The 26,414-nt window shown below is 41.5% G+C and carries 21 protein-coding genes and 1 pseudogene; 8 read left to right on the top strand and 14 right to left on the bottom strand.

Translation table 11 applies throughout. From position 1 onward, the window contains the following. Together V7K50_RS03395 and V7K50_RS03390 are read left to right on the top strand one after the other, a co-directional pair. Entirely contained in the window at positions 1-312 is a 312-nt protein-coding gene (locus V7K50_RS03395) for a P-II family nitrogen regulator (RefSeq protein WP_179067225.1), read from the top strand. A gap of 16 nt (positions 313-328) precedes the next feature. Continuing rightward, positions 329-1,042 carry a carbonic anhydrase gene (locus V7K50_RS03390; RefSeq protein WP_334957222.1) on the top strand — a complete coding sequence of 238 codons (714 nt, stop codon included), beginning with the start codon at positions 329-331 and terminating at the stop codon, positions 1,040-1,042. A gap of 83 nt (positions 1,043-1,125) precedes the next feature. Here V7K50_RS03390 and V7K50_RS03385 read toward each other — a convergent pair whose 3' ends face one another. Continuing rightward, positions 1,126-2,850: a sensor histidine kinase gene (locus V7K50_RS03385; RefSeq protein ID WP_334957221.1), complete on the bottom strand. Its 1,725-nt coding sequence runs from the start codon at positions 2,848-2,850 to the stop codon at positions 1,126-1,128. Positions 2,851-3,814: 964 nt separating this feature from the next. Between V7K50_RS03385 and V7K50_RS03380 the strand changes: the two genes are divergently transcribed. Then, positions 3,815-4,252, top strand: coding sequence for a CAAD domain-containing protein (locus V7K50_RS03380; RefSeq protein WP_334957219.1), 438 nt, complete (start codon positions 3,815-3,817; stop codon positions 4,250-4,252). A 376-nt stretch (positions 4,253-4,628) separates the two neighbouring features. Here the strand turns inward: V7K50_RS03380 and V7K50_RS03375 are convergent, their stop codons facing one another. After that, a complete protein-coding gene (locus V7K50_RS03375) occupies positions 4,629-5,798 on the bottom strand; it encodes an S-layer homology domain-containing protein (RefSeq protein WP_334957217.1) in 1,170 nt (389 codons plus the stop codon). 138 nt (positions 5,799-5,936) lie between these two features. Further along, positions 5,937-6,518 (bottom strand): annotated as a pseudogene (locus tag V7K50_RS03370) (Uma2 family endonuclease); the annotation flags it as partial. A 162-nt stretch (positions 6,519-6,680) separates the two neighbouring features. On the opposite strand from V7K50_RS03370, the gene V7K50_RS03365 reads away from it, so the two are divergent. Beyond that, complete coding sequence (locus V7K50_RS03365) at positions 6,681-8,039, top strand: sensor histidine kinase (protein ID WP_334957215.1); 1,359 nt, start codon at positions 6,681-6,683, stop codon at positions 8,037-8,039. Positions 8,040-8,147: 108 nt separating this feature from the next. Here V7K50_RS03365 and V7K50_RS03360 read toward each other — a convergent pair whose 3' ends face one another. From V7K50_RS03360 to V7K50_RS03350, 3 genes are all read right to left on the bottom strand, one after another. Next, complete coding sequence (locus V7K50_RS03360) at positions 8,148-9,227, bottom strand: sensor histidine kinase (protein ID WP_334957214.1); 1,080 nt, start codon at positions 9,225-9,227, stop codon at positions 8,148-8,150. A 7-nt stretch (positions 9,228-9,234) separates the two neighbouring features. Next, positions 9,235-10,392: an FIST signal transduction protein gene (locus V7K50_RS03355; protein ID WP_334957212.1), complete on the bottom strand. Its 1,158-nt coding sequence runs from the start codon at positions 10,390-10,392 to the stop codon at positions 9,235-9,237. Positions 10,393-10,806: 414 nt separating this feature from the next. After that, positions 10,807-12,303, bottom strand: a complete 1,497-nt coding sequence (locus V7K50_RS03350) for a glycosyl hydrolase family 57 (protein ID WP_334957294.1) — start codon at positions 12,301-12,303, stop codon at positions 10,807-10,809. Between the two features lie 370 nt (positions 12,304-12,673). On the opposite strand from V7K50_RS03350, the gene V7K50_RS03345 reads away from it, so the two are divergent. After that, complete coding sequence (locus V7K50_RS03345; protein ID WP_334957210.1) at positions 12,674-14,275, top strand: S8 family serine peptidase; 1,602 nt, start codon at positions 12,674-12,676, stop codon at positions 14,273-14,275. Between the two features lie 328 nt (positions 14,276-14,603). Here the strand turns inward: V7K50_RS03345 and V7K50_RS03340 are convergent, their stop codons facing one another. Then, a complete protein-coding gene (locus V7K50_RS03340; RefSeq protein WP_334957208.1) occupies positions 14,604-15,476 on the bottom strand; it encodes an SDR family NAD(P)-dependent oxidoreductase in 873 nt (290 codons plus the stop codon). 1,045 nt (positions 15,477-16,521) lie between these two features. Continuing rightward, complete coding sequence (locus V7K50_RS03335; protein ID WP_334957206.1) at positions 16,522-18,210, bottom strand: alpha/beta hydrolase; 1,689 nt, start codon at positions 18,208-18,210, stop codon at positions 16,522-16,524. A gap of 451 nt (positions 18,211-18,661) precedes the next feature. Between V7K50_RS03335 and V7K50_RS03330 the strand changes: the two genes are divergently transcribed. Continuing rightward, entirely contained in the window at positions 18,662-18,856 is a 195-nt protein-coding gene (locus V7K50_RS03330; protein ID WP_334957204.1) for a hypothetical protein, read from the top strand. Positions 18,857-18,876: 20 nt separating this feature from the next. Here the strand turns inward: V7K50_RS03330 and V7K50_RS03325 are convergent, their stop codons facing one another. The 4 genes from V7K50_RS03325 to V7K50_RS03310 form a co-directional block, all read right to left on the bottom strand. Continuing rightward, a complete protein-coding gene (locus V7K50_RS03325; RefSeq protein WP_334957202.1) occupies positions 18,877-19,791 on the bottom strand; it encodes an ion channel in 915 nt (304 codons plus the stop codon). 177 nt (positions 19,792-19,968) lie between these two features. Beyond that, positions 19,969-20,829 carry a YsnF/AvaK domain-containing protein gene (locus V7K50_RS03320; RefSeq protein ID WP_334957200.1) on the bottom strand — a complete coding sequence of 287 codons (861 nt, stop codon included), beginning with the start codon at positions 20,827-20,829 and terminating at the stop codon, positions 19,969-19,971. A gap of 568 nt (positions 20,830-21,397) precedes the next feature. Beyond that, on the bottom strand, positions 21,398-22,303 hold the full coding sequence (locus V7K50_RS03315) for a DUF2382 domain-containing protein (RefSeq protein WP_334957198.1): 906 nt from the start codon (positions 22,301-22,303) through the stop codon (positions 21,398-21,400). A 310-nt stretch (positions 22,304-22,613) separates the two neighbouring features. Continuing rightward, complete coding sequence (locus V7K50_RS03310; protein WP_334957196.1) at positions 22,614-23,456, bottom strand: DUF2382 domain-containing protein; 843 nt, start codon at positions 23,454-23,456, stop codon at positions 22,614-22,616. 452 nt (positions 23,457-23,908) lie between these two features. Between V7K50_RS03310 and V7K50_RS03305 the strand changes: the two genes are divergently transcribed. Together V7K50_RS03305 and V7K50_RS03300 are read left to right on the top strand one after the other, a co-directional pair. Beyond that, complete coding sequence (locus V7K50_RS03305) at positions 23,909-24,643, top strand: DUF1995 family protein (RefSeq protein ID WP_334957194.1); 735 nt, start codon at positions 23,909-23,911, stop codon at positions 24,641-24,643. A gap of 185 nt (positions 24,644-24,828) precedes the next feature. Continuing rightward, on the top strand, positions 24,829-25,374 hold the full coding sequence (locus V7K50_RS03300; RefSeq protein WP_334957192.1) for a histidine phosphatase family protein: 546 nt from the start codon (positions 24,829-24,831) through the stop codon (positions 25,372-25,374). Positions 25,375-25,456: 82 nt separating this feature from the next. On the opposite strand, the gene V7K50_RS03295 is transcribed toward V7K50_RS03300, so the two are convergent. Together V7K50_RS03295 and V7K50_RS03290 are read right to left on the bottom strand one after the other, a co-directional pair. Next, positions 25,457-25,792 (bottom strand): XisI protein, encoded by a 336-nt coding sequence (locus V7K50_RS03295; protein WP_334957190.1) that lies wholly within the window; start codon positions 25,790-25,792, stop codon positions 25,457-25,459. Continuing rightward, on the bottom strand, positions 25,780-26,199 hold the full coding sequence (locus V7K50_RS03290) for a XisH family protein (RefSeq protein ID WP_334957188.1): 420 nt from the start codon (positions 26,197-26,199) through the stop codon (positions 25,780-25,782). The genes V7K50_RS03295 and V7K50_RS03290 overlap by 13 nt, the downstream gene beginning before the upstream one ends. Positions 26,200-26,414 lie beyond the last annotated feature (215 nt).

The raw sequence follows: 26,414 nt of genomic DNA, 5'->3' as shown, positions 1-26,414 counted from the left end.
ATGCACGTAGTTAAAAAGATAGAAATTATCGCCAACTCCTTTGAGCTTGCCAAAATTTTAGAGAGTTTAGACAAGTCGGGTGTACATAGCCATGCCGTCATTAGGAATGTTGTTGGTAAAGGATTACGAGGAACGACAGAAGATTTAGACATGACCATGCTTGATAATGTTTACATCCTCGCATTTTGTATGCCAGAAGAACTCAAGCGTGTTGTCGAAAATATCAGACCACTCCTGAATAAATTCGGAGGTACTTGTTACGTTTCCGATGTGATGGAAATTCGCTCTGTCAGATGTATCGCGTCTCTGTAAGAGAGTTATAAATTCAATGAAACATTTCATAGAACGTCGTGACTTTTTGAAGTTAGGAATGACCGGGGCATTTGGAATGATGCTAACTGCCAGCGATTTACTCTGGCAGGTTAAACAAGCGAAAGCTGCCGAAATCCCCTCAAATTCTCCTGAATCCCTCAGTCCCGATGCAGCTTTGCAAAAGCTGATAGAGGGAAATCAGCGATTTGTCGATCATCATCCTCAATACCCCGATCAATCTGCGCTGCGGTTGCAGGAAGTTGCTCAAGCTCAACATCCATTTGCAACTATTCTTAGTTGTGCGGATTCACGAGTACCGGCAGAAATTGTTTTTGATCAAGGCATTGGGGACATTTTTGATGTTCGGATTGCCGGAAATATCGCCACACATGAAGCGATCGGCAGTATTGAATATGCGGTTGTCTTGTTAGGTTCTCCCTTGCTGATGGTGATGGGACATGAGCGTTGTGGAGCTGTAACCGCAGCTGTACAAAACGAGTCGTTACTCGGTGATATTAGTACTTTTGTTAAGGCAATTAAGCCAGCCGTGGAAAAAGTCAAGAATCAGGCTGGTGATGCGGTTGAAAATGCTGTGGTGGCAAATGTGCAATATCAAATTGAACGGTTGAAGCACTCAAAGCTTTTAACCGAGCAGGTACAGTCCGGCAAATTGAAAATTGTCGGGGGTCGTTATGACTTGGATACAGGGAGAGTGACTATTATTACTTAATTCGGCAGATGAGGGGGCAGAGGAAGAAAATATTACCTTATTATTTTCCTCATCCCCCCAGTCCCCAGTCCCCAATCTCCAATTCAATCCTGCACAGTTATTGGCAGACGAATTGTGAAAGTAGAGCCAATTCCCGGCTCACTTTTGACAATAATCTCACCACCCATCATCTGGCAAAAGTGGTGGCTAATTGCCAAGCCCAGTCCCGTACCTCCATACTTTTTCGTAGTGGACGTATCACCTTGTGTAAAAGGTTGAAATAACTGCTGCTGTTGACGGTTAGACATACCTATACCTGTGTCGGTAACGGTGAAAGTAATGCTCCCCAAAGGAGCCTCCGGTCGAAATTCATCCTTTTCTCTGTTGACTGTCAGCGTCACCTTGCCGTTTGTAGTGAATTTACTGGCGTTGCTGAGTAAGTTTAACAACACCTGCCGCATCCTCGTCTGATCGGCGTACATTGTCCCCACCTGCTCATCAAAATCCACTTCTAAAACATTGGCATTTTTTTCTATAGCTGGTTTGACTGTGAGGACGACGTTATGAATCAGCGTCCCAATCTCGAATGTCTCTGGATAGAGGGTCATTTTCCCCGCTTCAATTTTTGACAAGTCGAGGATTTCGTTAATCAAGTGGAGTAGATGTTTACCGGCAGCGTTAATTGTTTCTAAGTCTGTGATAAAGTCTCCCGGTAAACCCAGATCGGTAGCGTCGTCTTCTAAAAGTTGGCTCAAGCCAATGACAGCATTTAATGGTGTGCGTAATTCGTGGCTGACATTGGCCAAAAATACGCTTTTTGCCTTGCTAGCAGCTTCGGCTAATTCTTTAGCTTGTTGTAGTTCTTTTGTTCGCTGAGATACTCGCTCAATCAAATGATTTAGAGATTTGGCAAGTAGGCCAATTTCATCTTCGGTGGTGACGGGCGCTCGCAAATCAAAATTATGTTTCCTCGCCACTTGTTCAGCTACTTGGGTAACAATGATCACTGGTTCAGCGATCGCGCGACTGGTTCGCCAAGCTACAATAGCTGCGATCGCAACCGAAACCAGCATACTGGCGATCACAATAAATCGCTCAACTATTTTTGCCTGCTCAACGGCTCTTTGCCTGTCTTGCTCTTGCTCTTGGGCCGTTTGCAGAATATTAGTCAAGTTTTGCGAAAGCTGATCTAGCCGCACGGCTGTTTCACCACGCATAATTGACAATAGCTGCGATCGGGCAGAGTCAATCTTCTGAGGCTGGACTTTTTGAGACTCAATTTTCTGTAAGACAACCTCGATTTGGTCAACGTAGGCTTTTAAATTATTCTTGTAATCTAGCAATAACGTCTGTAAAGTCGAACTTGTTGCTGCTAGCCTTTTAGGTTTACTGTCGATAAATCCGCCAATTTTTGACTCTATCTCCTTGGCTTTTTCAACATTCTTCAGAAAATCAGCTTTTTTGCTTTGCAGTTGTTGTGAATCTTCCAATACAGCAACTAGGTTAAAGCTATGCAATTGCGCCCCGACTACTGCATCTTTATAATTACTCAGTAGTTGTCCTTGCTGATAAGCTTGATTGAATTGTCTGACTTCCCTTCCCCGGTAGTAGTTGGCGATTACTAACCCAGTCAGTGAGCCAAAAAAGCCAATTCCGATCGCTACAAAGTACCCATAGCCAATTTTTTGGTGGATGCGCCAAGAACTAGCTTTGAGTTTCCCTCGTGAGGGAAATTCTATGGTTGGGAGTTCGTCTGTCGATGGCTCTTCGGCTGACACTTTTTTGCTTTCTGAACTGCTGTAAATAGGAGTTGGCTTTGGAGTTGGCATTTCTCAAACCTCCTTGCCTTCCCGCAAAAATTACCAGATTAGTCTAGCTTATTCAAACACTTTAATTGGTGATCAACATCTACATTATCTTCTTTTATCGCAAGAGAAAATTATTGCTTACTACATGATTAAGATAAACTCATCCAACACAAGTGCTTATTATATCAACAGTATAAAGTATAATTACAGAGAATAACAGAGTTCGTTTTTTTCAGCAGGAACGATATAGTTTCTTGCACTAAAGACCCACCTGAGAGTGTCCACAGTACTTTTCTCAATATGCAGTTGAGAAGTAATGAGTTCTTGCCATCAGCTACGCCATTACTCTACCTTACTGCTTCCTTGTAAAATCAATACAATCAGGAAACAAACAAAAGGTTGAACACTTGTTGGGCATTGGGATCAGACAAGGTAGAGACTTTTTTAATAATTCCTTCTTCCGAGTCCTCAATCCCTAGGCAGCCATATCATAAAATAAGTTAAAAGTCTAGTATATGTGAACACACAAAAACTTTTATTACGTATTAATATCAATACGAATGGGTTAATTGACGAAGGCGGCTTAAGATAGCTTTAATATCAGATAAAATCGGCTTCTAGACTTATATAAATGAGAGGTGGACTGATTTTTGCATGATTTGTACTTAGATTTAGTACGATTATGAGCAAATGACACGGAATGGGATAATCACAACCTGAGGATTCCAGTTGATTGCAGAAAATAGAACTCAGGAAGTTGATTATAATACATCCTGCTACCTTCTGAGTTCTATTCTCCTACTGACTGTCTACCTTATAGTTGATGCAGTAGATATTACGGGGCAATTATGCTTACAGGACACTAAAACCCTCTTGTGCCCTTGAGCCAATTGTACTAATGCACAAGTGCATCCCTAATCAACAGCCTTTTGGTTGTGATTATCCAGATTAGAAAAACTCAACTGTCAAATTTATGGGAGTGAAAATGCCAGAACAAGATTTTACCGAAACCGTATCCAAAGAGACTACAGTGGCAGAGATCAATAACCAAACCGGAACTATCACCAAACTTCAGCCTCCCGCGCAGTCTCAAGACGAATGGCTAAAATATGGGGAGCAAATTTCTACCTTTTTAGCAACATTGCCAGAATATCTGGGAAGCTTCTTTAATCAATATAAGCAACCTCTGGTAACTGTTGGTTTAATTGTGGGATCAATTGTTGGGGTTAAAGTACTCTTGGCAATATTAGATGCTTTGAATGATATCCCTTTGGTAGCACCGACTTTTGAGTTGATCGGTATTGGTTACTCTGCCTGGTTTGTTTACCGCTATTTACTCAAAGCCTCAACCAGGAAAGAGTTAACTAGTGAAATTACCACTCTTAAATCACAAGTTGTCGGTAAACAAATTCCAGAAGCTTAATATCTAATTATCGCTTCTCTACGAGACGCTACGCCAATGATCTAATTCAAAATTCAAAAAAAGATTTTTAATTTTGAATCTCTAATTTTGAATTTTGAATTCCCCTACAGGGGGTTGACTAAGTAGGTAGGCGTAAATAATTATCGTTGGGATAAGGCAGGCAGCAGGGGCCAGGGAGCAGGGGGAAAAAGAGTTTGAGCCTTCTTTACTTTTCTTTACACAGTGTGGTTTTATTGTGCCCACTTACTTATGCCAATTTTAGATTTTCGGTGCAAGCTGCGCCAAAAAATAGGCAAAATAAATTCAAAATCCTGAATTATTGTATCCTCAATGCACATCCTTAGAATAAGCATGTTTAAGCTAAAATCCCATAAGCTCACTGAGACGAATCTCCTACGGACAATTTACCCTTTTGGTTCGATTTTGGAGTCTGCGAAAATTCTGAAGAGATTTTGGGCGATGCCTGGGTTGGGCTAGGCCTACGCACTATATTTGGAGATGTAATTGCCTCCAATTTGCCACGTTTTACTAAAGCTTGATGAATCATCGCCGCCACTTCTGCCCGACTAGCTACTTTGTTGGGATCGAGGATTTGGGGATTTGGATAGTTAACTACCAAACCATTGGTTGTAGCAGCAGCGATTTTGCCGATGGCGTAGGTGGGAATATCTTTAGCATCTTTATAGACACTGATAATCGGATTTGGGGAAGTGGGTGCTTTCAAATTCAATCCACTGACAAGGGCAACTAAAACTTGCACTCGTGAAATATTTTGTTGTGGTTTGAAGGTTTTTTCCGGGTAGCCTTTGAGAAATCCGGCACTGATGGCTTGGTTAATTGCTGGAGTTGCCCAGAATTTTGTTGGTACATCTTGAAATGCGATCGCAGTCTTAGACGGTTCTTGGTCAAAAGCTTTTTCCAGGATGGCAGCAAATTCGGCGCGGTTTACAGGCTGATTTGGTCTAAAAGAATAATCAGAAAACCCTTTGATAATACCACGGGAAGACAAAACATCTATAAAACGCCGACCCCAAAAGTTATCTGGCACATCGTTAAATGCAATTGGCGGCGGAATGATTGATTTTTGTTTTGCCGGAGTTACTAAAGGCAATGCTGATGATTTAATTGATGACTCAAGTTCTGTTGAAGGGGATACAGGTATCTGTGGTTGTGGAGGTTGAGTTGGGATTACCTGAGCAAATGGTAAGACTTCGCGGGAAGGAATTGCCCTGTTAGTTGGCAATGAAGGTGTCTTGGGTTCAACAACAGCGTCAGGTGGAGAATAGGGCAAAACGTTGTTGGGTACTGCATAAGGTTCTACCTTGGCAGTAGGGGAGGGCAATGCTTGATTTGGTTGAACACTTCTAGATGGAGTAGAGTCAGGCAACAGTAGTCCGTTTAAGTTCCAGCTAGAATCCTTGCGGGACAATGACCAAAAAAGAATCGCTCCGATAGTGGTGAAGGCAACCAGAATGGCTATAAATTCATCAAAGCCAAGGGCAGTTTTTTGGGATGACTCCGGTTCGGAAGGAGGTCTATTTGTCATCGTGATTCCCCTGGTAGCAGTAAAATTCGTGTCTAAACAAATTAAGCCACAGATGACTCTTTTACACCAGCCCCTTTTAATTTACAATTCGTAACTTATAGAAAAATATTAGTTTTCTGGTTCAATGCCGAGCGATGTCTAACGACAAGCCGCTTCGCGTCTACGCAATTGGGCAGCTAGGCGATCGGCTCTTTGACGTTCTTCTTCGGCTGTTTGACGTTCCTGTTCTGCCCTTTGGCATTCCTGTTCTGCCCTTTCATCGCCAGTCAACAACAAATTACCTTGTAAATCCCACCAACGCAGCCAGGGTAAATCCACATTCTGATAAACTCCTTGCCATAAACCTAATTCAGCACCCAAAGAAACTATGGGATAATGTCCTCGTTCATTTGCTGATAACACCTGATACTGTCCTTCAATCAGATGATAAACTTCTAGATTGGCTTTACTCGCTTCATAAATGCCGTAGAAGGGAGGGCGAATCACCTGCTCATAAATCCAAAATTTACCCTTCCAAGGAGTTTTATCTCGTTCTTCACTACCGTCCCCAGAGACAAATTCCAGGACAATCAACGGGGCAATAAACTCTCGCCACAATACATAAGAACGTCGTGTTTGCCCATTGAGCAAAAACGGTACATTCGGTACATAAAACCAATCTGGTGCTTCTGCTCCTTTTTCAAGGGGATCAGTCAAACGCCAGTAAATGCCTAAATCCTGTTATAAATTGCCCGCCAATTGCTTCCAGTGGTCTAAGAACGATTTTCACCTGGAAGGGGCTAGTTCCACTAGATACCTAAACCAAAACCGAATTTCGAGAGTGGCGGAATGTAAAATGTTAACTTATTGTTTGATCTGTGTTTGTAAAAATTAGGGTGTCTAGTGCCAGAAGAATTCAGTTCCCAAATCTCACCGCCATTTTTGTCTCTTGGTAGCGATCGCGATCTTGGTTTAGATTCAACTCTCCAAGAACTACCAATGTACAACTTCTCGGTGGAAATCAACCACACCGGTAGGGAAGTGGCTAGTTTTTTGGAAAAAGATCCCCTGCTACCGGGAGTAATTTTGGTAGAACAGGGAGAGTTCATTGGGATGATTTCGCGGCGGCGACTGCTAGAATTTTTGATTCGCCCATTTGGACAAGAGTTATTTGGGGAGCATCCATTAGCTGTTCTCTACAGCTATGCGCGGGCACCGATGTTGCTGATTGCTGATACAACATCGATTTTAACTGCGATGCAACTTAGCTTGAAGCGATCGCCAGAATTATTAGCAGAACCAATTGTAGTCCAAACAGAATCTGGTGCTTATAGATTGTTAGATGTCCAAGAGTTAAATATTATTTCTTGGCAAATTCGGGGAATTGAGAATCTGGTGCGGTATGAACGCAGCCAAGCTCAAATGATTCAAAATGATAAAATGGCAAATTTGGGACGTTTGGTAGACGGCGTAGCACACGAAATTTTAGACCCAGTAGGTTTTATTTGGGGTAACATAATTTATGTTTCAAACTACAGCCAAGACTTACTCAAGCTGATAGCGGCTTATGACAAAGAGTTACCATCAGTTTCCCAGGCAATTAATCAAATTAAAGAAGAGATTGAATTTGATTTTTTAGAACAAGATTTGTCGCGATCGCTTGCGAGTATCCGCACAGGAGCAGAAAGATTAAAAAAACTCGTTACGAGCTTGCAAAACTTCTGTCATATCGATGAACTTTATCCGAAGCCAGTAGATTTACACGCTTCTATCGATAGTATTATTTTATTAATTAATAGCCGTCTTCAAGGAGAAATTGAAATCGTCAAATACTACGGTCAATTGCCTCCAGTGTATTGCTTTATGGGACAGTTAAACCAGGTTCTGATGAATATTTTAAGCGAAGTTGTGGATACTTTACTCAATGAAGCAGTGCGGCAGCAGTTACATTTAGAAGAAACAAAAACTGTTCAAAAATCTCGCATTGAGATTACCACAGAAGTTATATCACAAGAAGCCACCAACTCAGATGCACCAGATTCTCGCTGGATTTTAATTCGCATTGCTGACAATGGTCCTGTAATGTCTGAAGAATTACAACAGCAAATTATGGAATCGTTTTCTCTGCAAACAAAGAACAGTAAAAATACTAGTTTAGCCGTAAGCTATCGAATTATCACAGTTAGACATGGCGGAAAATTAACTTTCCATTCCCAGACTGATATAGGTACAAAATTTGAAATATTATTGCCTTTAGTTTGATTGATTCCGAATTACATGAATTCGCGTAGCGTCTGGTAGAGAAGCGGTAGCGACGCAGGAGCATCATTAAGAATTACGAATTATTTAAATATCTATGATCAAGCTGGGTTAAATTTCTGAATAAAATTCCTGCTGGATAGGAATTTGAACCATAAACTCCGTTCCGTTGCCAGGTGTTGAGAAAAATTCTAACTTACCACCATGTTTTTCGGTGATGATTTGATAGCTGATAGCCATTCCCATACCTGTTCCCTTACCAACAGCTTTTGTTGTAAAAAAGGGATTGAAAATCCGTTTTTGAATAGATTCGGGAATCCCAGAGCCATTGTCTGCGATCGCAATTTTCACCCACAGCGAATCAGCGAGAGAGGTACGAATCGTGATGCGACTGGGATTATCCCGGATTTCTTGATAAGTCCGTTTGGCATTAAATTCTTCGATGGCATCAAGGGCATTTACTAGAATGTTCATAAATACCTGATTGAGTTGTCCGGCGCAGCATTCTATATTGGATAAATTGCCGTAGTCTTTGATGATCTGAATTTCTGGGCTTTTATCAGTGGCTTTCAGGCGGTGCTGCAAAATCATCAAAGTATTGTCAATGCCTTCATGAATATCCACGGCTTTGAAATCACTTTCATCCAGGCGGGAGAAGTTACGCAGTGACAGCACAATCTCTCGAATCCGCTCCGCCCCAATATTCATTGAGCGCAATACCATTATCGCGTCTTTCTCTAGAAACTCTAAATCGATGGTTTGGCGTTCAGTTTGAATTTCAGCAGGTGGGTTGGGGAAGTAACGGTGATAAAGGTGGACTAGTCGCAATAAGTCATCGGTGTATTGGCTGATATAGCTGAGATTTCCGTAAATAAAGCTAACGGGATTGTTGATTTCGTGAGCAATTCCAGCCACCATTTGACCGAGGGCAGACATTTTTTCGCTTTGAATCATTTGAGCTTGCATTTGATGCAAACTATCTAAGGTATTTTCTAACTCTTGGCCTCTGTGCTGCAAGTCTGTCTGAGAGTCTTCTAACTCACAAATGACTTTCTTCAGTAAAAATTCCTTTGTAGCAATGTCAGTTTCTAGCTGGCGGCGTTCATTTTCGCAGCGTTCCAGCTTTTTTCGCAAGATGCGGTTTGTCTTTTCCAACTCTTGCATCTGTATGGAATTGTCTTGGTTATCCATACACTACTCATTTTGTCCCCATTAACAGTGTTACAAAGGTTTTATTATGAAATCGTGTTTGACCTCCACCTACTAAAGGAGCAATTTCACCATAAGCATAGAAACCACAACAAGGTAATGCCTCTGGTAAATGAGTTTTGAGAAGCTGATATTCAAGTTTTGCCATAGTCCCAAGAATTCGCCGTCGGGCTGCACAGGAAATAATTAATGCTGCTGTTGGCTCCACACCAGGATAATCGGCAAGAGCATTTTTCAAAGATGTCTCAGAAGCTAACAGAATATTCTCACGAGTCGTATCGGTAATTTGCACAACTGCCTGTTCAGGAATATCCAAGAAGAACTTCACGCTACCAGACTGTTGATCGTAGCCATTGGGTACCCGCAAATAGAAATGATCTTGATCCTCATAAACCGCCAGGGCATGGATGGCATAGTTGGACGCAAATTTTTCTTCACCGAGATAATGCTGATAGAAATCTAAGGCACGCTGTCCATCAATTTCATAGACTACGTTGCCATCTACTTTAGTTACACGGCTACGTTGGCTGATGGGAGTCCAACCACAGGCAACTCCGTGAGAAAATAGCAGTTGTCCAGAAAACAGCAGCACGGGAACTGAATCACTCAATACTTCACCCTGGAAGAATTGGTAGGTTTTCTCAAAGGTATAGTCATCGGCAGTCATTCCCCCAATGATGGGAATATGCTCTCCCAAGCTTTGTTTTAAACCTTGTAAAATTAAAACCTCATTGCTTGTTAGACTATCGGGAAAGGTGAGGCACAATTTTGGTGAAGATGCACCCTTTGCCTTGGCTTGGGCGATCGCTTCTTGGGCTGCAAGGGTTGGATTTTTGGATACTCGTCGGCCAATACCTGCCCGAATTTCCATTTCATCGGTAGCAAACAGCATTAAGGTCACAGAATCTTGCTGAAACTCCAAAATTGAAGAGATTTCTCCATTTGCAGTTCCACCAATTAACTCAATTCCGGGAAAAGCATCTTGGATGCGTTGCAAAATTAACAGATGGTCAAAGTCTATAGCAGTGAATAAAATTCCAGCTTGAGGAAGTGAGCCGGCAAGAGAACGACTACATTCTTCAAGAACTTCTGCGATCGCATTTTGAGAATCAGGATCGTCGCTATGACCAACAACAACTTGAAACACAGCTACCTCATTGTAAGTTTGAATACCAGGCAGCTAATCCAATTCGGATATCAGCACCCAGCAACCTACACTTAGATTTCCCACTTACTTGAACGAAATCTCAATTCACCCAACTTTTTATTTTCCGTCTCCAGGACGGTACACAAGACTCAGATCCCCGACTTCTCTAAGAAGTCGGGGATCTCGTTGTTCACGAATGATTAAGTAGGGCTATAGTACAATACGGTTCAGTTAAGGCTAAAACTCTTTGTTAAAGTCGATTTTTTAACGAACCGCAAAGGACGCAAAGGAAGAGAAGGAAGAGAAGGAAGAGAAGGAAGAAATGCTTAACTGAACTGTATTGGGCTATAGTACTTTGTCAAGCTAGAGAAAGCCCCCAACCCTAAAAGGCTTCCCCTCTGGGCTTCGGAGAGTTTAATTTATCTGCAATAAATTTTCGCCACGTTGATAAATTTGCCGTGCGTAATCAGTCCAAGCGCCTTGTCCCCAATAACGAAAACAACTGGTTTGCAACAAAAGGTTATGTAAAAGAACGTTACGGTATTGAGATTGTTTAGTGAGCGTTTCTGCTGAGTCAGTTTGCAGTAATGGATCAAATTTTTGATGAAATAAACTGCTTAATTGATACATGGGAGACAACACATTTTCATATCCTTTTACCCAACTGATATGATTTGTCCACGAGGCTCCATCCAGATGAAAATTAGAGTTGATTTGCTTTAATTCTTGAATAGCATTTTCTACAGCTTCTGGTTGATTATTGTCTGGTGAAACTCGCTCCCAAATCTGATGTTGTCCCACTGGCTGACAAGTTGGATAGTCTTCCGGTTTGCATCCAGCAGCTTCGATTAATTCTAAATATTCTGTACCACACACCCCAACAACACCTGATTTTCCTCCGCCGTGATTTACCATATCCCACCAAGCTTGTTTAAAAGCGCTAGGAAATTCATTCATCATCACACCGCCATTTTCACCATCTCCAATTTGGCTAACTATTGGTGGTACAAATACACTGCCAATTTGTTGTTTGGATAATGTTTTAGCTTCATAATAAGGCTGCATTTGGGCAACTAATTTAGTATCCGAACCTTGAGTTTTAATTAAGGCTGTGATACTAATTGTTTCGCCTTGAGAATTGCGGGCAATCAGACGATGTGGTAAATGTTTATGAGTGAGAGATTGACCAGTAAGAGTTTCAACAGAATGTTCTTGAACCAGTAGCCAACGATATCCACATTCTTTCAGCGCTTTCACAAATTCAAAGAGAGCATCAGGGTGATTTGGTAAATGCATTTCTGGGGGCGAAAATCCTTTGACTCGCGCTAGTGCTTCCCAGCCAAAAATTGCCGCAAAGTTATGTTGCCATGCGACGATATGCAATTTAATATCTGCTATGGGTGTAGAAGGAATAACCGCATGACCCCACATAGTACCCAGCCATTCTACATAAGGTTGGTAGGTGCGATCGCAAGTAATGCGTTTCAGATTATCGAGAACATCACCGCGTCCCATTTGCCGCAGTCCCCACAGAAGATTACCAGAGTAATCCAACATCACACGGGGATTGCAACCTTGATTTACAAGTTCGGGGATCAAGTCTCCCATGCGGCTGTAACAATGGGCAAAAGCATCTGCATTGTGGTTATCCCCTTCATGGGGATGTTCAAACATATATTGCAGATTGCTGATGAGTGTACCATCATGTCCAGCAGGTATAGTTGGTTGGTGCATGTGTAAGGCGATCGCAAACACAGCATTTACGTCTTCTAAGCGGATATTCGTTGTTGGTAAAAATACTGGTTCATTGTGGTTAACTACAGAGATAACCTCTGTTTCCCAACCAGAAATATTCGGCAAGCCATCAATGATTTCGGGCAAATTAGTTAGGGTTGTGGGGAATGAAAGCATTTCTGGTTGCTCCGAAATAAGTTGTATTACGATATATGCATGAGTATCTAATAGCACCTGACCCAGTACATATCCAATAAATACCCTGAGCCATAACATTTTTAATTTGGTGATTTTCAGTAACTGCGAACTCAGGCAAGTCTAGTAATCATCGGTGCAGTCTACCCAGATACTCGCATCTTTGGGTTCTATTTATTGATAAAGTTTGTTTACCATCTGCTAAGATGCCAGATTTAGCAAAGGCAAAAATATAATTTTACCATTTGTGTATAAAGATGCGCTAAATTATTGATCGCCCTCTCTCCTTGTTGACAGTAGTTATCGCTTGCTCTTTATATAGTTCCATGCATAAAACCTTTGAGGAGTACAAATGGGCAAAAAACTGATCTGTTGGGTGACTTTGGGAATAAGTGCTTCCTGTTTAAGTTTGCCAGTATTTGCCTCAGCATTAGAAGAAGGTTCCTTAGGAAAAAATGGGATTGATGCTCTTCTATTACATCAAGCGCCGTACAATTTAATCGGTCGCAAAATTGCCATCGGTCAGGTGGAAATTGGGCGTCCAGGAATGTTTGGTTGGGATAAAGTCGTATCTAAAAATCGTGCTGTATCACCAGCTGGAGTATTTTTACGCGATGGACGGGCTAAATCGAATAAAGATGTAGATCCCCACGCCTACAATGTGGCAGCAATAATGGTGAGTACAGATAAAGCCTTGCCGGGAGTAGCCCCAGGAGCGCGACTATATTCAGACGCCGTAGGTAATACCAAAAGAATGGGGCAGCGAGAAGAGTGCTTATCGGCACAATACATCGCTTTGCAAAACGGTGGTGATGTTCGCGCGATTAATTTCAGCTTTGGTGAACCCCTGGAGCATGACCCACGACCGGAGGCTGTTTTAGATGGTAATGCTTTACTAACATTATGTGTTGATTGGTCTAGTCGCGTTCACGATCCTTTATATGTAATTGCGGGGAATCAAGGCAAAGGAGGCATTTCAATTCCCACCGACAACTACAACGGAGTGAACGTAGCTTTTTCATCCCAAAGGGAAGAGATTTATAACAAAGTAGCTGTTGACAATTTGGCAGGTGATGGCAAAGGAGTGAGTAGTCGCTTAATTGGCAAAGAGTTTGATATTGCAGGGCGTCACTCTATCAGTTTAGTAGCGCCAGGTAGTAATATTACTTTAATAAACCCAGATGGCAAGGTAAATGTGTCTTCGGGGACAAGTTTTGCTGCACCTCATGTTACAGCTACCGTTGCCTTGTTACAAGAATTTGGCGATCGACAACTGCGGAAAAAACAACCCCATTGGAGCGTTGCTTCTCGGCATCACCAAGTCATGAAAGCTGTATTGCTTAACTCAGCAGACAAAATCAAAGATCAGGGTGATGGCTTACGTTTGGGAATGACGAAAACGCTAATTGACAAGCAGAATCAAGACTGGTTAGCAACTGATGCATATAAAGATCCAAAAATTTCTTTAGATGCTCAAATGGGGGCGGGTCATTTAAATGCATTTCGAGCATATCAACAATTTAGTCCCGGTCAATGGCCGCCGTCTGATGCTGTGCCTGCGATTGGCTGGGATTATCGCACAGTTAACGCTGGAGCATCTGTAGAATATACATTAGCAAAACCATTAAAGGGGAATAGTTTTATTACTGTTACTCTGGCTTGGGATCGCTTAGTAGAGTTAAACGATCTCAATCATAACCACCAGTATGATATCGGGGAGAATTTTCGCGATCGCGGCTTGAATAATCTCGATCTATACTTGGTAAAAGCTAATGCTAAAAGTTCTGAGGTGGGTGTAGTTTGTTCCTCAATTAGCCAAGTTGACAACGTACAACATATCTTCTGCCCTGTCCCGGCTCAAGGGAATTATAAAATTCGGGTTCACTTTCGCCATCAGGTAAATGAAGCAACTCAACCTTATGCCTTAGCTTGGTGGAGTGTACCTATTAAGTAAGTTTTGGTGGCTTAGATAATTCCTACTCAGCACTCTATTGCTCTCAACTCTCAAAACTAGGTCAACAAAATTATGGGTATTCAGTAGTAGTCTGGCAAGTCAACTTTACGGGTTAAATAACCAACCGCAGAGGCGCAGAGAACACAGAGGAAGAGAGGCAGTCCAGTAATCAAAATGCTGATTGAGTTGGGTTGGTTAAGGACTGCTGATTGCGGTCAATCTAGTTAATTTGGTCGGGTACTCCCGTTTTTAGCCTAAAGGTAAAGACAATTGACCGCATGGCGATCGCCTCTAAAAATTTAGGACTTATGTGCTGATAGCTAAAATATCATGTTCTTGACAAGAACAAATCACCGAAACGATGGATTCTTGTCAAAAAATTCAGTTTCGGGATCAGCTTGTTCAGTCTTTCACCAGGCTGTTGTTTTGTTGGCGCTGGCGGAGTTGCTATTCGTAAAATTAGCTCTAGCAACCAAGGGAACAGGCGTTGACACAATACGGCTAAATGACTTTGCCAGCCAACTAAAATTTCTGGTGAATCATTTTGCATTCCGGTGACGAGTGCTTTAGCCACTTCCTGGGAAGTCATGGGGATCACCCAACGAAATAATTTGAAGTCGCGCACCATGTCTGTATCTGTCAGGGAAGGCAGTAATGCAATGACTCGAATATTGTGTTCAGCTAGTTCCTGGCGCAAGGCTTGGGTAAATCCTAAGATGGCAAACTTGGTTGCTGAGTAAGTTGCCATTGTCGGTGCTGCAACTTTCCCCATCAAGCTCGATACATTGACAATTGTCCCTTGTCTTTGGCTGGCCATGCGTCGAGCAATCAGACTAGTGAGGTTGTACATTCCTAACAAGTTCACAGAGAGTTCTTCTTGAACTTGGGGCATTTTAGATTGCAAAAACGAACTTTGGTATGCGACTCCCGCACAATTAACTAGCAGGTGAATCTGTCCGTAATTGCGCCACAGTTGGGCAACAGCGATATTTACTTCAATTGTCTGAGTCAAATCTAATGGCACGATCGCAGCTTGTGTGCCCAGCGCCTCAATTTCGTTGGCTACGTCCACTAACTTTTGGCGATCGCGTGCTACCAATATCAACCGCTTGATGCCTTGTTGCGCTAGTTCGAGGGCGATCGCTCGTCCAATCCCACGAGAAGCCCCTGTAATTAGGGCAACTTTACCTTGAATCTCCATTGGTTTTATCCTCCAAAATTTAAGTCTTACGAAACTCTTCGTTATTGCCGATACACACAATCAAGAGCTACTCACTTGTCGGCACAAGGTAAGACAAATAATCAATCGCAATTGAAATCAAACTGAAACTAAGCCTTTAGCAACGAGATATTTCTTGGTTAATCTGCAATCCCTCATAATTGTCTATACGAGGCAGAACTTTCTCGTTTTTAACCCGTCAAAGCTTAACACACTTGGCTGAATGGGTATAGCTCATAGATTTTATTTCTCCTAGATCCGAGCGTCATCAGCATCGTTGCCATACACACGTTAGCAATTAAATCAAGGTATTGCAATATTCTTTAATCAGGATTTCTTAATAGTTCTTAACGACAAGCATATATATATCAAAGATTTTATTAAATAAGTTTTTATAAATCCCTCAGTACAAATATCTCACTTTCCTGACAAATAGCCTGATTTGGGGAAATTCTTATATCTAATTCATGCCTTAGAAACAAAAAAGACATATAGCGTTTTTGCTTATGGTTGCAATAGTTAGAAGCTCCTAACTAACTCATGAATTGCAACAGTAAATATACTGTTTAAGTAAAAATCAAGGTTGATGATTATTATTTATTAAAAATAATAAAAGACGGCTAAATCATTGTCTTTAATTATCTGCTAAAACTTTAGTAAAAATAGTAATTTGTTTAGGTTTAGCTTTGAGTTCATCAAAGAAATGTTTGAGACTTGCCTCATTTATCGCAAAATTAATCCTTTGTAAACAATAAGATCCCCGACTTCTCTAAGAAGTCGGGGATCTGAACTGTCAGTTAATATGATTCCTAATTGAGGATTCTGCCTAAAGCTGCACTCCGTGTATTTACGTAATTAGTAATTATTGACCCACGGTTTTGCTTGCTCAGAGCAAGGATAGATATTGGCGCAAATGATTTAGATATAGGAGTGAAAATAATGTAGGCACAATTCAGGAATTCTGCCTACCAAGGATTTCGGGCAACACATAATTAATTTCTGGCGATATTTTCCTAACTTCGTAGAACTAACGAGGAGTAGGAGTAGGTTGAGGATTTGATGGTTTGCTTACCTGCGGAGTTGGCCCACTCCAAATTTGATTGAACTCATTTACCGACAACGACTGTAAAATACTGAGATTAAGCGACTCTTTGCTGATAAATATGGCGTAGGATGGCTGCAAATAGGAACGGTATTCAGGGCGGTTGAGAAGATGGGTTTCTAAAAAAGCGACACTGAGGGCGTTGAGATAGGAATAAACAGGAGCGCTATCGGGACCCAGCAAAGCAGGTGGCACAGGTAAGGCACCGTTTCCAGAAGTAGGTTCAGCGATCGCTGAGAAGTGGGTGGCGTTTTCAATCAAAGCCAGGTATTTGTTGGGATCAGAAAGCCAGGTAAAGGGGCGAATTTGCTCAAATACAGGTGGGGCGAAAATATCTTGACTACCTGCTACCAGCATTACAGGCATTTTAATTTCACCGATTCCGCTCTGACCCAAAACTAAGCTGTCAATGGGATTAATCGCTATGATTGCCTTGATGCGATCGTCATTGAGTTCGTAATTTTTGGCGGGTAATTTGCTTGCTTCACACTGCAACAAGAGCGACAAATTAAAGGATGAATAATTGGGATTACAGTCTTGGCGCAGTTGGTTAAAGTTAATCTTTGCTCCTGCTAGAGTCAAAACAGTATAACCACCAAAAGACTGACCAATCGCCCCAACTTGCTGAAAATTGAGTTTTCCCTGGAGGGTGGGATCAGATTTTTCTAGACGCTGGAGTTCATCGAGTAAATATTTGATATCTAAAGGTCGGTTGATAAACTCTGCTGGTTGTGGTGGACCCGCCAAACCTGCAAAGTATTGCTGAAAGCGTTTGGCATTACTACCAGGGTGTTCTAGTACAGCAACAGCAAAACCATAAGATGCTAAATGTTCTGCCAGATAGACAAAGCTAAAGCGGTCTGAAGCCAGACCGTGAGAAATAACAACAAGGGGAAAGGGTGCTTTCTCTTGGCTTTGTGAACCTGCTTCAGGTAAATAGATATCTACCGGGAGACGGCGATCGCGAGAAGTGTCATTTAACTCGAAGCTTTTTTTGTGCCATTGAAATTTTCCTGGCGATCGCAAATCTGGTTGTTTGGAGAAGTCAATTTTAGAAGTGGCTGCTTCTGCGATCGCTTCTTTTTGAAGAGAGGCAAAAACTTCATCCTTTTTTTTGATCAACTGCGACAAATCATCAACGCTCCTTAACACCTGTGTAAAATTCACTCGGATAGTATTGCTAGGAAATTTCCGCAGCAAATTCACAACTGTTAAGCCCTGTGGATCAGCAGCAGCCAAAATTAAAGAGGCACGTATGGCATAGAAGCCGTTTTTTCGAGACTCAGTGAGAAGTAATTCTCCCAGTTGTTGCACTATCTCCTCTCCAACCGGTGCGTATGTCAGCTGAGACACCAAAGTAGGAGTCACATTAAACCTTTGCTGGAGCAGATCCCGCAGTTGAGCGAGTTGGAGAGGAGTAGCACGGCTAGCATAAAATGAAAAGTCTTCATCGATTTTGCCTTCTTTTGCAAAAGTTTCTAGGGAGTCCACCGACAAGGAGAATTCGCCGAAGGGAGGGTAATAAAAGCTAATACGTTCAGCTCCTAATCCGGGAGTAGCAGTCAAAAACGTAGATAGCAAACCTAAACCCAGGTATCTCAAAAATTTTTTCATTAGAAAAACCCACTATCTAACCCTGCCAAAAAAGTTTGGACATAGAGGAAAGCGGGGCGGGATTTATAACCGCTTTCCTGTTTACACAGATTACAAGTACAAGAAAGCAAGTACTTGCACTCATAGTTTCGCACATACGCAATAACTGGCACTGAATTCAACTGAGCGCTCACGCCTAAGTCTACCAGTCTCACAGAATTCAATTCTGTTAGCGGATAGCTAGGGTTTAGCCCATTCTGGCTCCTGACTTATCAGGTGTTGCTGAATCGAGGTATGAATTTGGATGTAGAGACGTTGCAATGCAACGTCTCTACAAGGATTTTGAAATAACGCAAAATTATTTTTCATACCGCAATCAGCAACGCCACTTATCAAAACAGATGGGGAGCAAATTTTTCAGCCAAACAGCATCAGTAGAGGGATAATAGATATAGAGATCAAAATATGTTATATGTCCTTCGCCTCCTCCACCTGTTGTGTTGTCGTCCTCAACCAACAAAAAGAGCAAAATCTCTGCTACCAAAAGCAATGCCAAGATGTCCCAGTTAACGACAGCAAGAGCATCGTTAAAAGTTGTACTGTAGTTGAAAATGGTCGAGTTGTAGTTAAACCATTAGAACCACCAATTAATAAGACTTCCGAGTAACTTTCAGGAATTTAACTCCTTTAATCCAAAGGGAAAACATCGTGGAAGCGGTTGTAATCAATGTAGCGATTTCCATCGGGTGTATGGTGGAAGATATCGACAAATTGATTGTTCCACAAAATCTCATGAGCAGCGTAACTATGACGAGCATGGACAACCTGTGCAACCGTTTCATCAATGCCACTCAAAGAGATGATCAGCATAGTATTTGTCTGGGTTAACGATTCTGGTGTCATCCCATACAGAGGACTAAACTCATCAATGACATGCATCACTGACCAGCTTAAGGTGAAGCTAGCTGTTTGGTTCCTCAGCAGTTTGAGATCGTAAATCCGACGTATGAACTGCCCTTCTAGGGTTACATCGTCGCGCATCAAATAGACTCGCATCTGCGCCTCCAGAATCATATTCCGACGCTGATTAGCGGTGCGAAATATGAGAGTTGGCATCGCATCATGAGATGTAATTACTGCTACACGGCTAAATAGCACACGGGCTGTGGGTCGAGAGAATCGCGCAAAGGCTAGTCCAGTCATCACAGCAATTCCCATCAAACCGATCATTGCTTCAATGGTGACAATAATGTTGGCGTAAGTTGTTTTAGGATACATTGCCCCATAGCCGATGGATGCTAGGGTTTGCACGCTAAAGAAAAAGACATCTAAAAAAGAGCCGGGTTGGGCGTTGGCAATACAATCTCCTCCAATCAAGTAAGCTAGGGCAAATAGAGCATTAATAGTTATGTAGAAACTACAAATCAGGATTAGAAAACCAATCCAGGGAATCGTTAGCAGCAAATGATAGGGATCGCGCCAGTAGGAATGCCATACACCCATACCCATAATCTCAAATTTTCCATCCCGAACTTGAATCTGAATCGGTGGGATCAGACGCTTTCGTTTCTTCAGTGAAAGTCTCTTTAGTCGAAATTTCATTGCAAGTAGCCAAAAGAACGGCAACTGCTTAGTATTGTAAATTAAGTTGCTTTGGAGACATTCTACTTAGCCGCAAGAGAAGGGAAACTTCACGTTTCTTTTCTGAAATCAGCAAAAAAATAGGGTGTGCAATGCCCACCCTACTAATTTATCTGCTAGAAACTTATTTTGATGGCTTTAGTGATTGCCTTTAGAACAACGGTCAAACCACTCCTGGTATTTTTTTTGGTGGGACTCATCTTCAACAGCAATGCTAACACGCACCTGTTTACAGCCGTGATTTTGCTCTAGTGCGATCGCATTCAACAATAAACTAGCAATTTTCGGTGAGCTAAATTCGCCGCTTACGGTTAAACCGTTGTCAAAGCGTGTAAATTCAAGTTTTTCTACTTCCGTCAAGTCAACGCCAGCAATTTCCTCTTGTCCTAAATCAATTTCTGCGAGTTGTTTGTGTTCTGGGCTAATTTGTTCCACAATCAGCTTTTCACGCCGAACAGGAACTTGTATCATCCTGGTTTCGATAACCTTGCGAACAATTACCTCGCCAACCTTCCGCTTACTGTTTTCAATAACTAGTCGTTCTTCTAGTAGACTAATAATCTGCTCTTCAGTAACCTGTTCTAAATTTACTGGCTCAACTGGGCTATTTGGAATTTGATTATTGGCTAGTTGCTCAGTTGGGTTGCCCTCGCCTGGTGTTTCTGTTTCTAAATATTCAGGCATATATTCGATTTCTGATTTGTTTAAGTCTATGAAAACAGATTTAGTCGGCTTGTGAATTTGTTTGATTTTCTGGCTCTGCAATCGAAATAAATAAGGATGTTTATCGGCTATTTGTTGATTCGCCTGGTTAGATATAACTAAGTTTAGCCGACGATTAGTATCCACAATTAAATCATGAACTACTCCTACCAACTGACCTTGTTTATCGAATACGGCAAAATTGTTAACCTTCTTCCTTAAATCTGCTAATGAGGTGCTAGTGCGAGAGTTACCGTTTGCATATTCAATGTTTGTTGCCATCCGTTGGCTATTCATATTCCAAAGTTTATCAACTGCTTTCTACTTAGCTAAATTAAATGCATTAATGGTCTAGATAGCATTTATAAAAATGCTTGCGATCGCTGCATTTATACAACCCATATCCAGAGCAATATTCGCAATCCTAAATCTAAAGTGGCATCAGCGATCGCACTCCTAAATAATTTGGTGAGATTTGTGAATTCTGTTTTTGTTCTCTTTCCCTTGGCCTACTTGGTTCACCAGTCGCTTACAGCGACTGGTGAACCCGGAGGGAAATTCGTCATCATCCAGATTTATCACAACTCAGAGGATGTTTTAAAAGTGTTTTAGTGTGATTTTAGGCACTTAATGATCCCCCCGAGCAAGCCTTAAAAAAGGGGGGAACCGGAATCAAAGTCCCCCAATTTATCGGGGGATTTAGGAGGATCTAGAAGGTTTTGCTACCGACAAGAGGACTATTTAAAACATCCTCTCAGATAGGATTGCTATATTGCAAGCACAGGTAAAGCTAATTCAACAGCCTCACCTGCACTGTGTAGAATTAATTATTAGTCATTAGCTAGTAACTAATGACTATATTTAGTTAGCGTTCTTCGATGGGAAGATTACCAGAATTCACATCTAACTCTTCACGACGCACAGTTTCTTGAGTTTCAACTGTGTCTTGATCTACCACTTTTCTAACTCTGACTTCTTCACGCAAAAATGCTTCTTTACGAACATCAGCAGTTTCTTCGTGGATTTCTATGCGAGCAACTTCGCCTTCACGGAAGTCTGCTTCGCGTCCAGAAACGGCAGTACCCGCATCTGCTGGAGTTACACGTTCAATCACAACTCGTTCTCTTTCCACCGGTACTACAACCCGTGCAGTATCAGTTTCAACACGCTTGCCAATAGTTACTTCCCCAGTTTTTTGGCGTTTTTTACCAGCAATCAGCCGTTCTTCATATAATTTTAGAGTTTGATGATCTTGGTCATTTAACCCATATAAAGAAGGCTCATTTTCGTAAGTGTAGCTATCACGCGCGTAAGTGGGCTTTGTATCCAATGGTACTACAGGTGTTGGTAAAGGGTCTATAGGCGCTAAAGGGTCTGTAGCTGCTAAAGCTTCTAGAGGAAGGGCGTAGTCTGTGGGTTGGCGATATACACCACGCACCCGTTCTTCATAGTCGTAATCAAGGGTTTGGCGTTCATTGAACTCAGGTAAATCTTCTGCTTGTTCTCTAGTCAAGCCAATTGTATAGACGCGATCAACATTATAGTCGATACGGGCACGACCAAGTGGTAGTAATACTTTTTTACCAAAAATCCAGAAGCCTAAGTCAACGACTAGATAGCGAAAATGACCTTCTTCATCAACTAATACATCGCTGACAGTACCGATCTTTTCATCAGTTGCTTGGGTATACACGCCCAGCCCCTTAATGTCATGACCATCAAAAGTATCCTGATAGCTAGGCTCAAAATCTTCTATTTTGTAAAGAACCATTATTTTTAACCTCAAATATTTTTTTCATCTCATAACAACTAAGTTAGACATTTTTTTATTTGTGTACTTCCTTCTGGCGAGTGAATTATTTCCATAGTTAAATATCGAAAGTTATAGATATTTTTGATCAATATGCCTAAAGTGGGCACAATTCATTAATTGTGCCCACTTTAGGCATATTAACGAGATATTTCATAAGTCGGGAATATTATTGTTGAATAAAGAAACACAGGCAGAGAGAAAAATTAACTTTGCCTGCCTGTATGATTATTTCAGATAAATCTACCAAACCAATTGATTAATCAGCTAGTTAAATAACTTCATGTGTAGTGGTAGCATTTTCTTGGACATTTAAATTACCCGCAGTATCAACATCTAACTCTTCTCGACGAATCGTATCTTGTGCTTCCACAGTGTCCCGTTCTACTACTTTCTTAATCCGCACTTCTTCACGCACAAAGGCTTCTTTATGTATCTCAGGGGTTTCTTCGTACACTTCTATGCGTGCTACTTCCCCTTCTTGAAACTTAAGTTCATTGGGATCTACAACCTTTCCTGCTTCTGTTGGCGTAACGCGCTCAATCAGAACTCGTTCTTTTTGAATAGGTACTGCAAGGCGTACAGTTTCTGTTTCAATGTGCTTACCAACCGTTACTTCTCCGGTTTTAATGCGGTGTTTGTTGGCAATTAATCGTTCTTCATAGAGTCTAAAAGTTTGATCGGATTGGTCATTCAATCCGTATAAATCTGGATCTTGCTGGTAATTGTATGTATCACGATTATAAGTCAGAGCGTTGCTTGGAGAACGAAATACATGACGGACATTTTCTTCATAATCCTGATCAACGATCGCGTCTTCTTTATACTCAGGTAAACTCTCTACTTCCTGTTTGCTTAACCCATCAATATATGCGCGTCTTGCCGGATAGTTGATTCGAGAAAGACCAATTGGTAGCAATATTTTCTTGCTGGCAAAATCTAAGCTTGTCTCAATAATTAAATACCGAAAATGACTATCATCATCAACTAAAACATCAGCCACTGAGCCAACTCTCTCTTCTGCCTTAGTATAAACGTCCAGGGCTTTAATATCGTCTCCGCCAAAAGTTTCTCGATAATTTGGGTCAAAATGTTCGAGTTTGTGAAGAGGCATAAGCTTTTCCTACACTTGTTTATAAGGTTTATTTACAAGTATAAAAAATATTTGGCTAAGTCTCGTCCTGCTGGCGACTGAGTTTAATCGAGTTATTTGATGATTTATATTAGATAAATACTCAAGTAAAACCCGATTCATAATCAATAGATATATAACTTTAGTTATAAAAAACCAGATATTGTACTGGTATAAAATCTTTTTTCAACTGGTCGTGGCGATGTCTACGACGGTCACTGAGCGACTTGCCTTGAGCGAAGTCGAAAGGAGCCGAAGTGCGGGCTACGCCAACGCACAATGGCGATCAGCAAATTTCTGTTGACAAAATCCCAAAGAGATCGAATGAAATAGCCCTGCTTTTTAAGGCAGTTGGGGGATCTGCTCTGCGTAACTCCTAATTGAGAGCTAATACTGAAACAATGGGAGTTAGACACTACAGTACCATCCACATTATGAGTGAACTTCCAAATAGTCTTGAAGATGCGATCGCCCAATCTCGTGTAGCCGTCCAAGCTGCCCTTGCAGATGGCTGTACTCGCATACAAGTTGAGTTCCTGTTTCCAGAACTCAAGTTCATGCCGGTGGCGGAACAATTTCTGCCCGTGTTTACAGAATATGATTCCCGCTTGAAGATTTTCTTTGCTGACGCTGGGGCTGCGGCCTTAGCCAGGCGTAATTGGGCTGATACACCATTTCAAATTTTGGATATTGGTACTGGTAGGGCTGCTTCCTTGCAGACAAAAATTCAGCCGGAGGATGAAATTTTCTTATTCATCGCCCCCACTTCCGTAGAAGTACCGCAGTTGGAAAAGTTGTGTGAAGTAATAGGCGATCGCCCCTTAGTCTTGTTAAATCCTCGTTTAGAAGATTCTGGGGTTGTGGGTATTGGTTATACAGCTAGAAAAATCCGCGATCGCTTTCTCAGTACCATTGAACCCGCCTATTACCTACGCCCCGTAGACGATGAAAGTGCCTTATGTCGTTGCTACCCTGGACAGTGGGAAGTTTGGCTAGAAACCAACGGCGAATATCAAAGAATTGCCGAATTACCGACAAAACCATCGGGCGATGAGTTGGATCTCATTCTGATGAAGGGACAACCGCAAACAACACCAGACGGGACACCTGCGAGAAAGCCCAGTGTGTTTAAGAGTTTGCAACGGTTTTTAAAGGCGTTGAGTAGTTAGGATAAATCAGAGGTAGCAGGAGAGAAATTCTTATCGTAAATTAAAGGGTTTAAGACCCCTACATCTATATGTAGCACCCATTTCAGTCGGGGTTTAAATCCCCGTCTGAAATGTCTTTAATTTTGAATTTTGAATTTTGAATTGTTAACTGCTGCCTCATTTTTAGTTTTTTATAGATAAGCTTGATGCTGAAAACCCTGTATATTGTGCGACATTGCCAAGCAGTTGGACAGGAACCTAATGCACCTCTTACATCAGAGGGGAATTTTCAAGCGATCGCTCTTGCTGATTTGTTATTCGGTTTTGGGATCGAGCGGGTTATCTCCAGTCCATTTATGAGAGCATATCAGTCAATTGCTCCCCTTGCTGAACGTCTGGGTCTCTCAATCGAGATTGATAACCGACTTACCGAGCGCGTGCTGTGTGCAACACCGCTTGCTGATTGGCGTGAGCGATTGGCTGAGTCATTTACCAATCTTGATTTATGTCTAGATGGTGGTGAGTCAAGTCGTGGTGCTATGGCGCGTGGGATCGCTGTAATTAATGAAGTATTGCAACAAAAAACAAGCACAATTGCGATCGTGACGCATGGCAATTTAATGGCGTTGATCCTGAAGCATTTTGATGATCGCATTGGTTATGCTGAATGGCAAAAATTGAGCAATCCAGATGTGTATCGCGTACAGTCTCTTAACGGTGAAACACAGGTAGAGCCAATGATCTGCCCTTAAGATATATTTGTCATATTGGTTGGAGTACCAAAGAGTAATTTACAGTGGTCTAAACAGCACTTGCACTAAGAATGCAGGATAGTTATCCCACGGCATAATCTGTATACTGCCGGATATAGAGTGGGTGAAATCCAACTACAATATCGTTTTTTGGTACTCCCATCGCTGTAAGTTGCTCACCTACATCCTCTTCTGTACCATTCCACTGAATCCAAATTTTGCCATTTTTGATATCAAAATGCATCACAGGGCCAAAAACCCTATGTCTATTTTGCCAACCAATATATATCAATTGGTAATGGTCTTGTTCTACGTCAAAAATTGTTTGAGCTTCAATTTCATTATTAGAAGAGGCGCGTTGAGCATATTCTGTAATTAATTGACGAATACACTTTCGATATTTATCTAAATCTGCCATCGGCTAATTTCCTCCGTTTCCACATCATAAACTATCAGATTTATTTGACTGCGCTGGATAATAGTTTTAATAAATGGTTTATTTAAAAAATCGTTATAAATATTTAAAGGCACTGCTAAATACAAAACTCGCTCAGAATCTATCTCTTCTAATGCGTATCGATAATTAATAAACTGTCCCACGGCAGTATGAAACTCATAAATAGTTGAAGTGCCGATGAAACTTTTAACTTCAACCGCTATTATTTGTCCCTCTCTTTCTGCCGCAATAATTCTCTCTGCCCCCAAGTCAATGTACATATCGGTAATATTTTCTATGCGAATTAGCAAGGGGTCATGAGTAATTCGCCAACCGTCCTTTTGTAATGCCGATTTCACAACATTGTGAAATTTATCTCTAGCTGACATAAACTGTTTTCTCAGCCTGTATGAGCATTATAAATATATTTTGCCAAAATCATCGGCGAAAAAGAGGAGTTAGAAATTTTATTATTAACTCCTAACGTAACGTGAGTTCGATGAACCTCTCCCTCCCCGAAACGGAAAGGGAGGAGCAACGAAAAATTCAGCTTTTTGCTCCCCTCTCCGTGTCGGAGAGGGGCTGGGGGAGAGGTTAAATAAGA

The organism is Nostoc sp. (genome assembly GCF_036917135.1).
Taxonomy (GTDB): Bacteria; Cyanobacteriota; Cyanobacteriia; order Cyanobacteriales; family Nostocaceae; genus Nostoc.
Note: the sequence above shows the minus strand (reverse complement) of the source record. Positions and strands in the feature narration are given on the sequence as shown.

Coding starts and splice junctions, on each gene's coding strand:
- V7K50_RS03345 (WP_334957210.1), top strand. CDS start 12,674: ATGGGCAAAAAACTGATCTGTTGGGTGACTTTGGGAATAAGTGCTTCC.
- V7K50_RS03300 (WP_334957192.1), top strand. CDS start 24,829: ATGCTGAAAACCCTGTATATTGTGCGACATTGCCAAGCAGTTGGACAG.
- V7K50_RS03390 (WP_334957222.1), top strand. CDS start 329: ATGAAACATTTCATAGAACGTCGTGACTTTTTGAAGTTAGGAATGACC.
- V7K50_RS03315 (WP_334957198.1), bottom strand. CDS start 22,303: ATGGTTCTTTACAAAATAGAAGATTTTGAGCCTAGCTATCAGGATACT.
- V7K50_RS03320 (WP_334957200.1), bottom strand. CDS start 20,829: ATGAATAGCCAACGGATGGCAACAAACATTGAATATGCAAACGGTAAC.
- V7K50_RS03290 (WP_334957188.1), bottom strand. CDS start 26,199: ATGTCAGCTAGAGATAAATTTCACAATGTTGTGAAATCGGCATTACAA.
- V7K50_RS03395 (WP_179067225.1), top strand. CDS start 1: ATGCACGTAGTTAAAAAGATAGAAATTATCGCCAACTCCTTTGAGCTT.
- V7K50_RS03380 (WP_334957219.1), top strand. CDS start 3,815: ATGCCAGAACAAGATTTTACCGAAACCGTATCCAAAGAGACTACAGTG.
- V7K50_RS03330 (WP_334957204.1), top strand. CDS start 18,662: ATGTCCTTCGCCTCCTCCACCTGTTGTGTTGTCGTCCTCAACCAACAA.
- V7K50_RS03375 (WP_334957217.1), bottom strand. CDS start 5,798: ATGACAAATAGACCTCCTTCCGAACCGGAGTCATCCCAAAAAACTGCC.
- V7K50_RS03350 (WP_334957294.1), bottom strand. CDS start 12,303: ATGCTTTCATTCCCCACAACCCTAACTAATTTGCCCGAAATCATTGAT.
- V7K50_RS03310 (WP_334957196.1), bottom strand. CDS start 23,456: ATGCCTCTTCACAAACTCGAACATTTTGACCCAAATTATCGAGAAACT.
- V7K50_RS03360 (WP_334957214.1), bottom strand. CDS start 9,227: ATGGATAACCAAGACAATTCCATACAGATGCAAGAGTTGGAAAAGACA.
- V7K50_RS03340 (WP_334957208.1), bottom strand. CDS start 15,476: ATGGAGATTCAAGGTAAAGTTGCCCTAATTACAGGGGCTTCTCGTGGG.
- V7K50_RS03335 (WP_334957206.1), bottom strand. CDS start 18,210: ATGAAAAAATTTTTGAGATACCTGGGTTTAGGTTTGCTATCTACGTTT.
- V7K50_RS03325 (WP_334957202.1), bottom strand. CDS start 19,791: ATGAAATTTCGACTAAAGAGACTTTCACTGAAGAAACGAAAGCGTCTG.
- V7K50_RS03305 (WP_334957194.1), top strand. CDS start 23,909: ATGAGTGAACTTCCAAATAGTCTTGAAGATGCGATCGCCCAATCTCGT.
- V7K50_RS03385 (WP_334957221.1), bottom strand. CDS start 2,850: ATGCCAACTCCAAAGCCAACTCCTATTTACAGCAGTTCAGAAAGCAAA.
- V7K50_RS03295 (WP_334957190.1), bottom strand. CDS start 25,792: ATGGCAGATTTAGATAAATATCGAAAGTGTATTCGTCAATTAATTACA.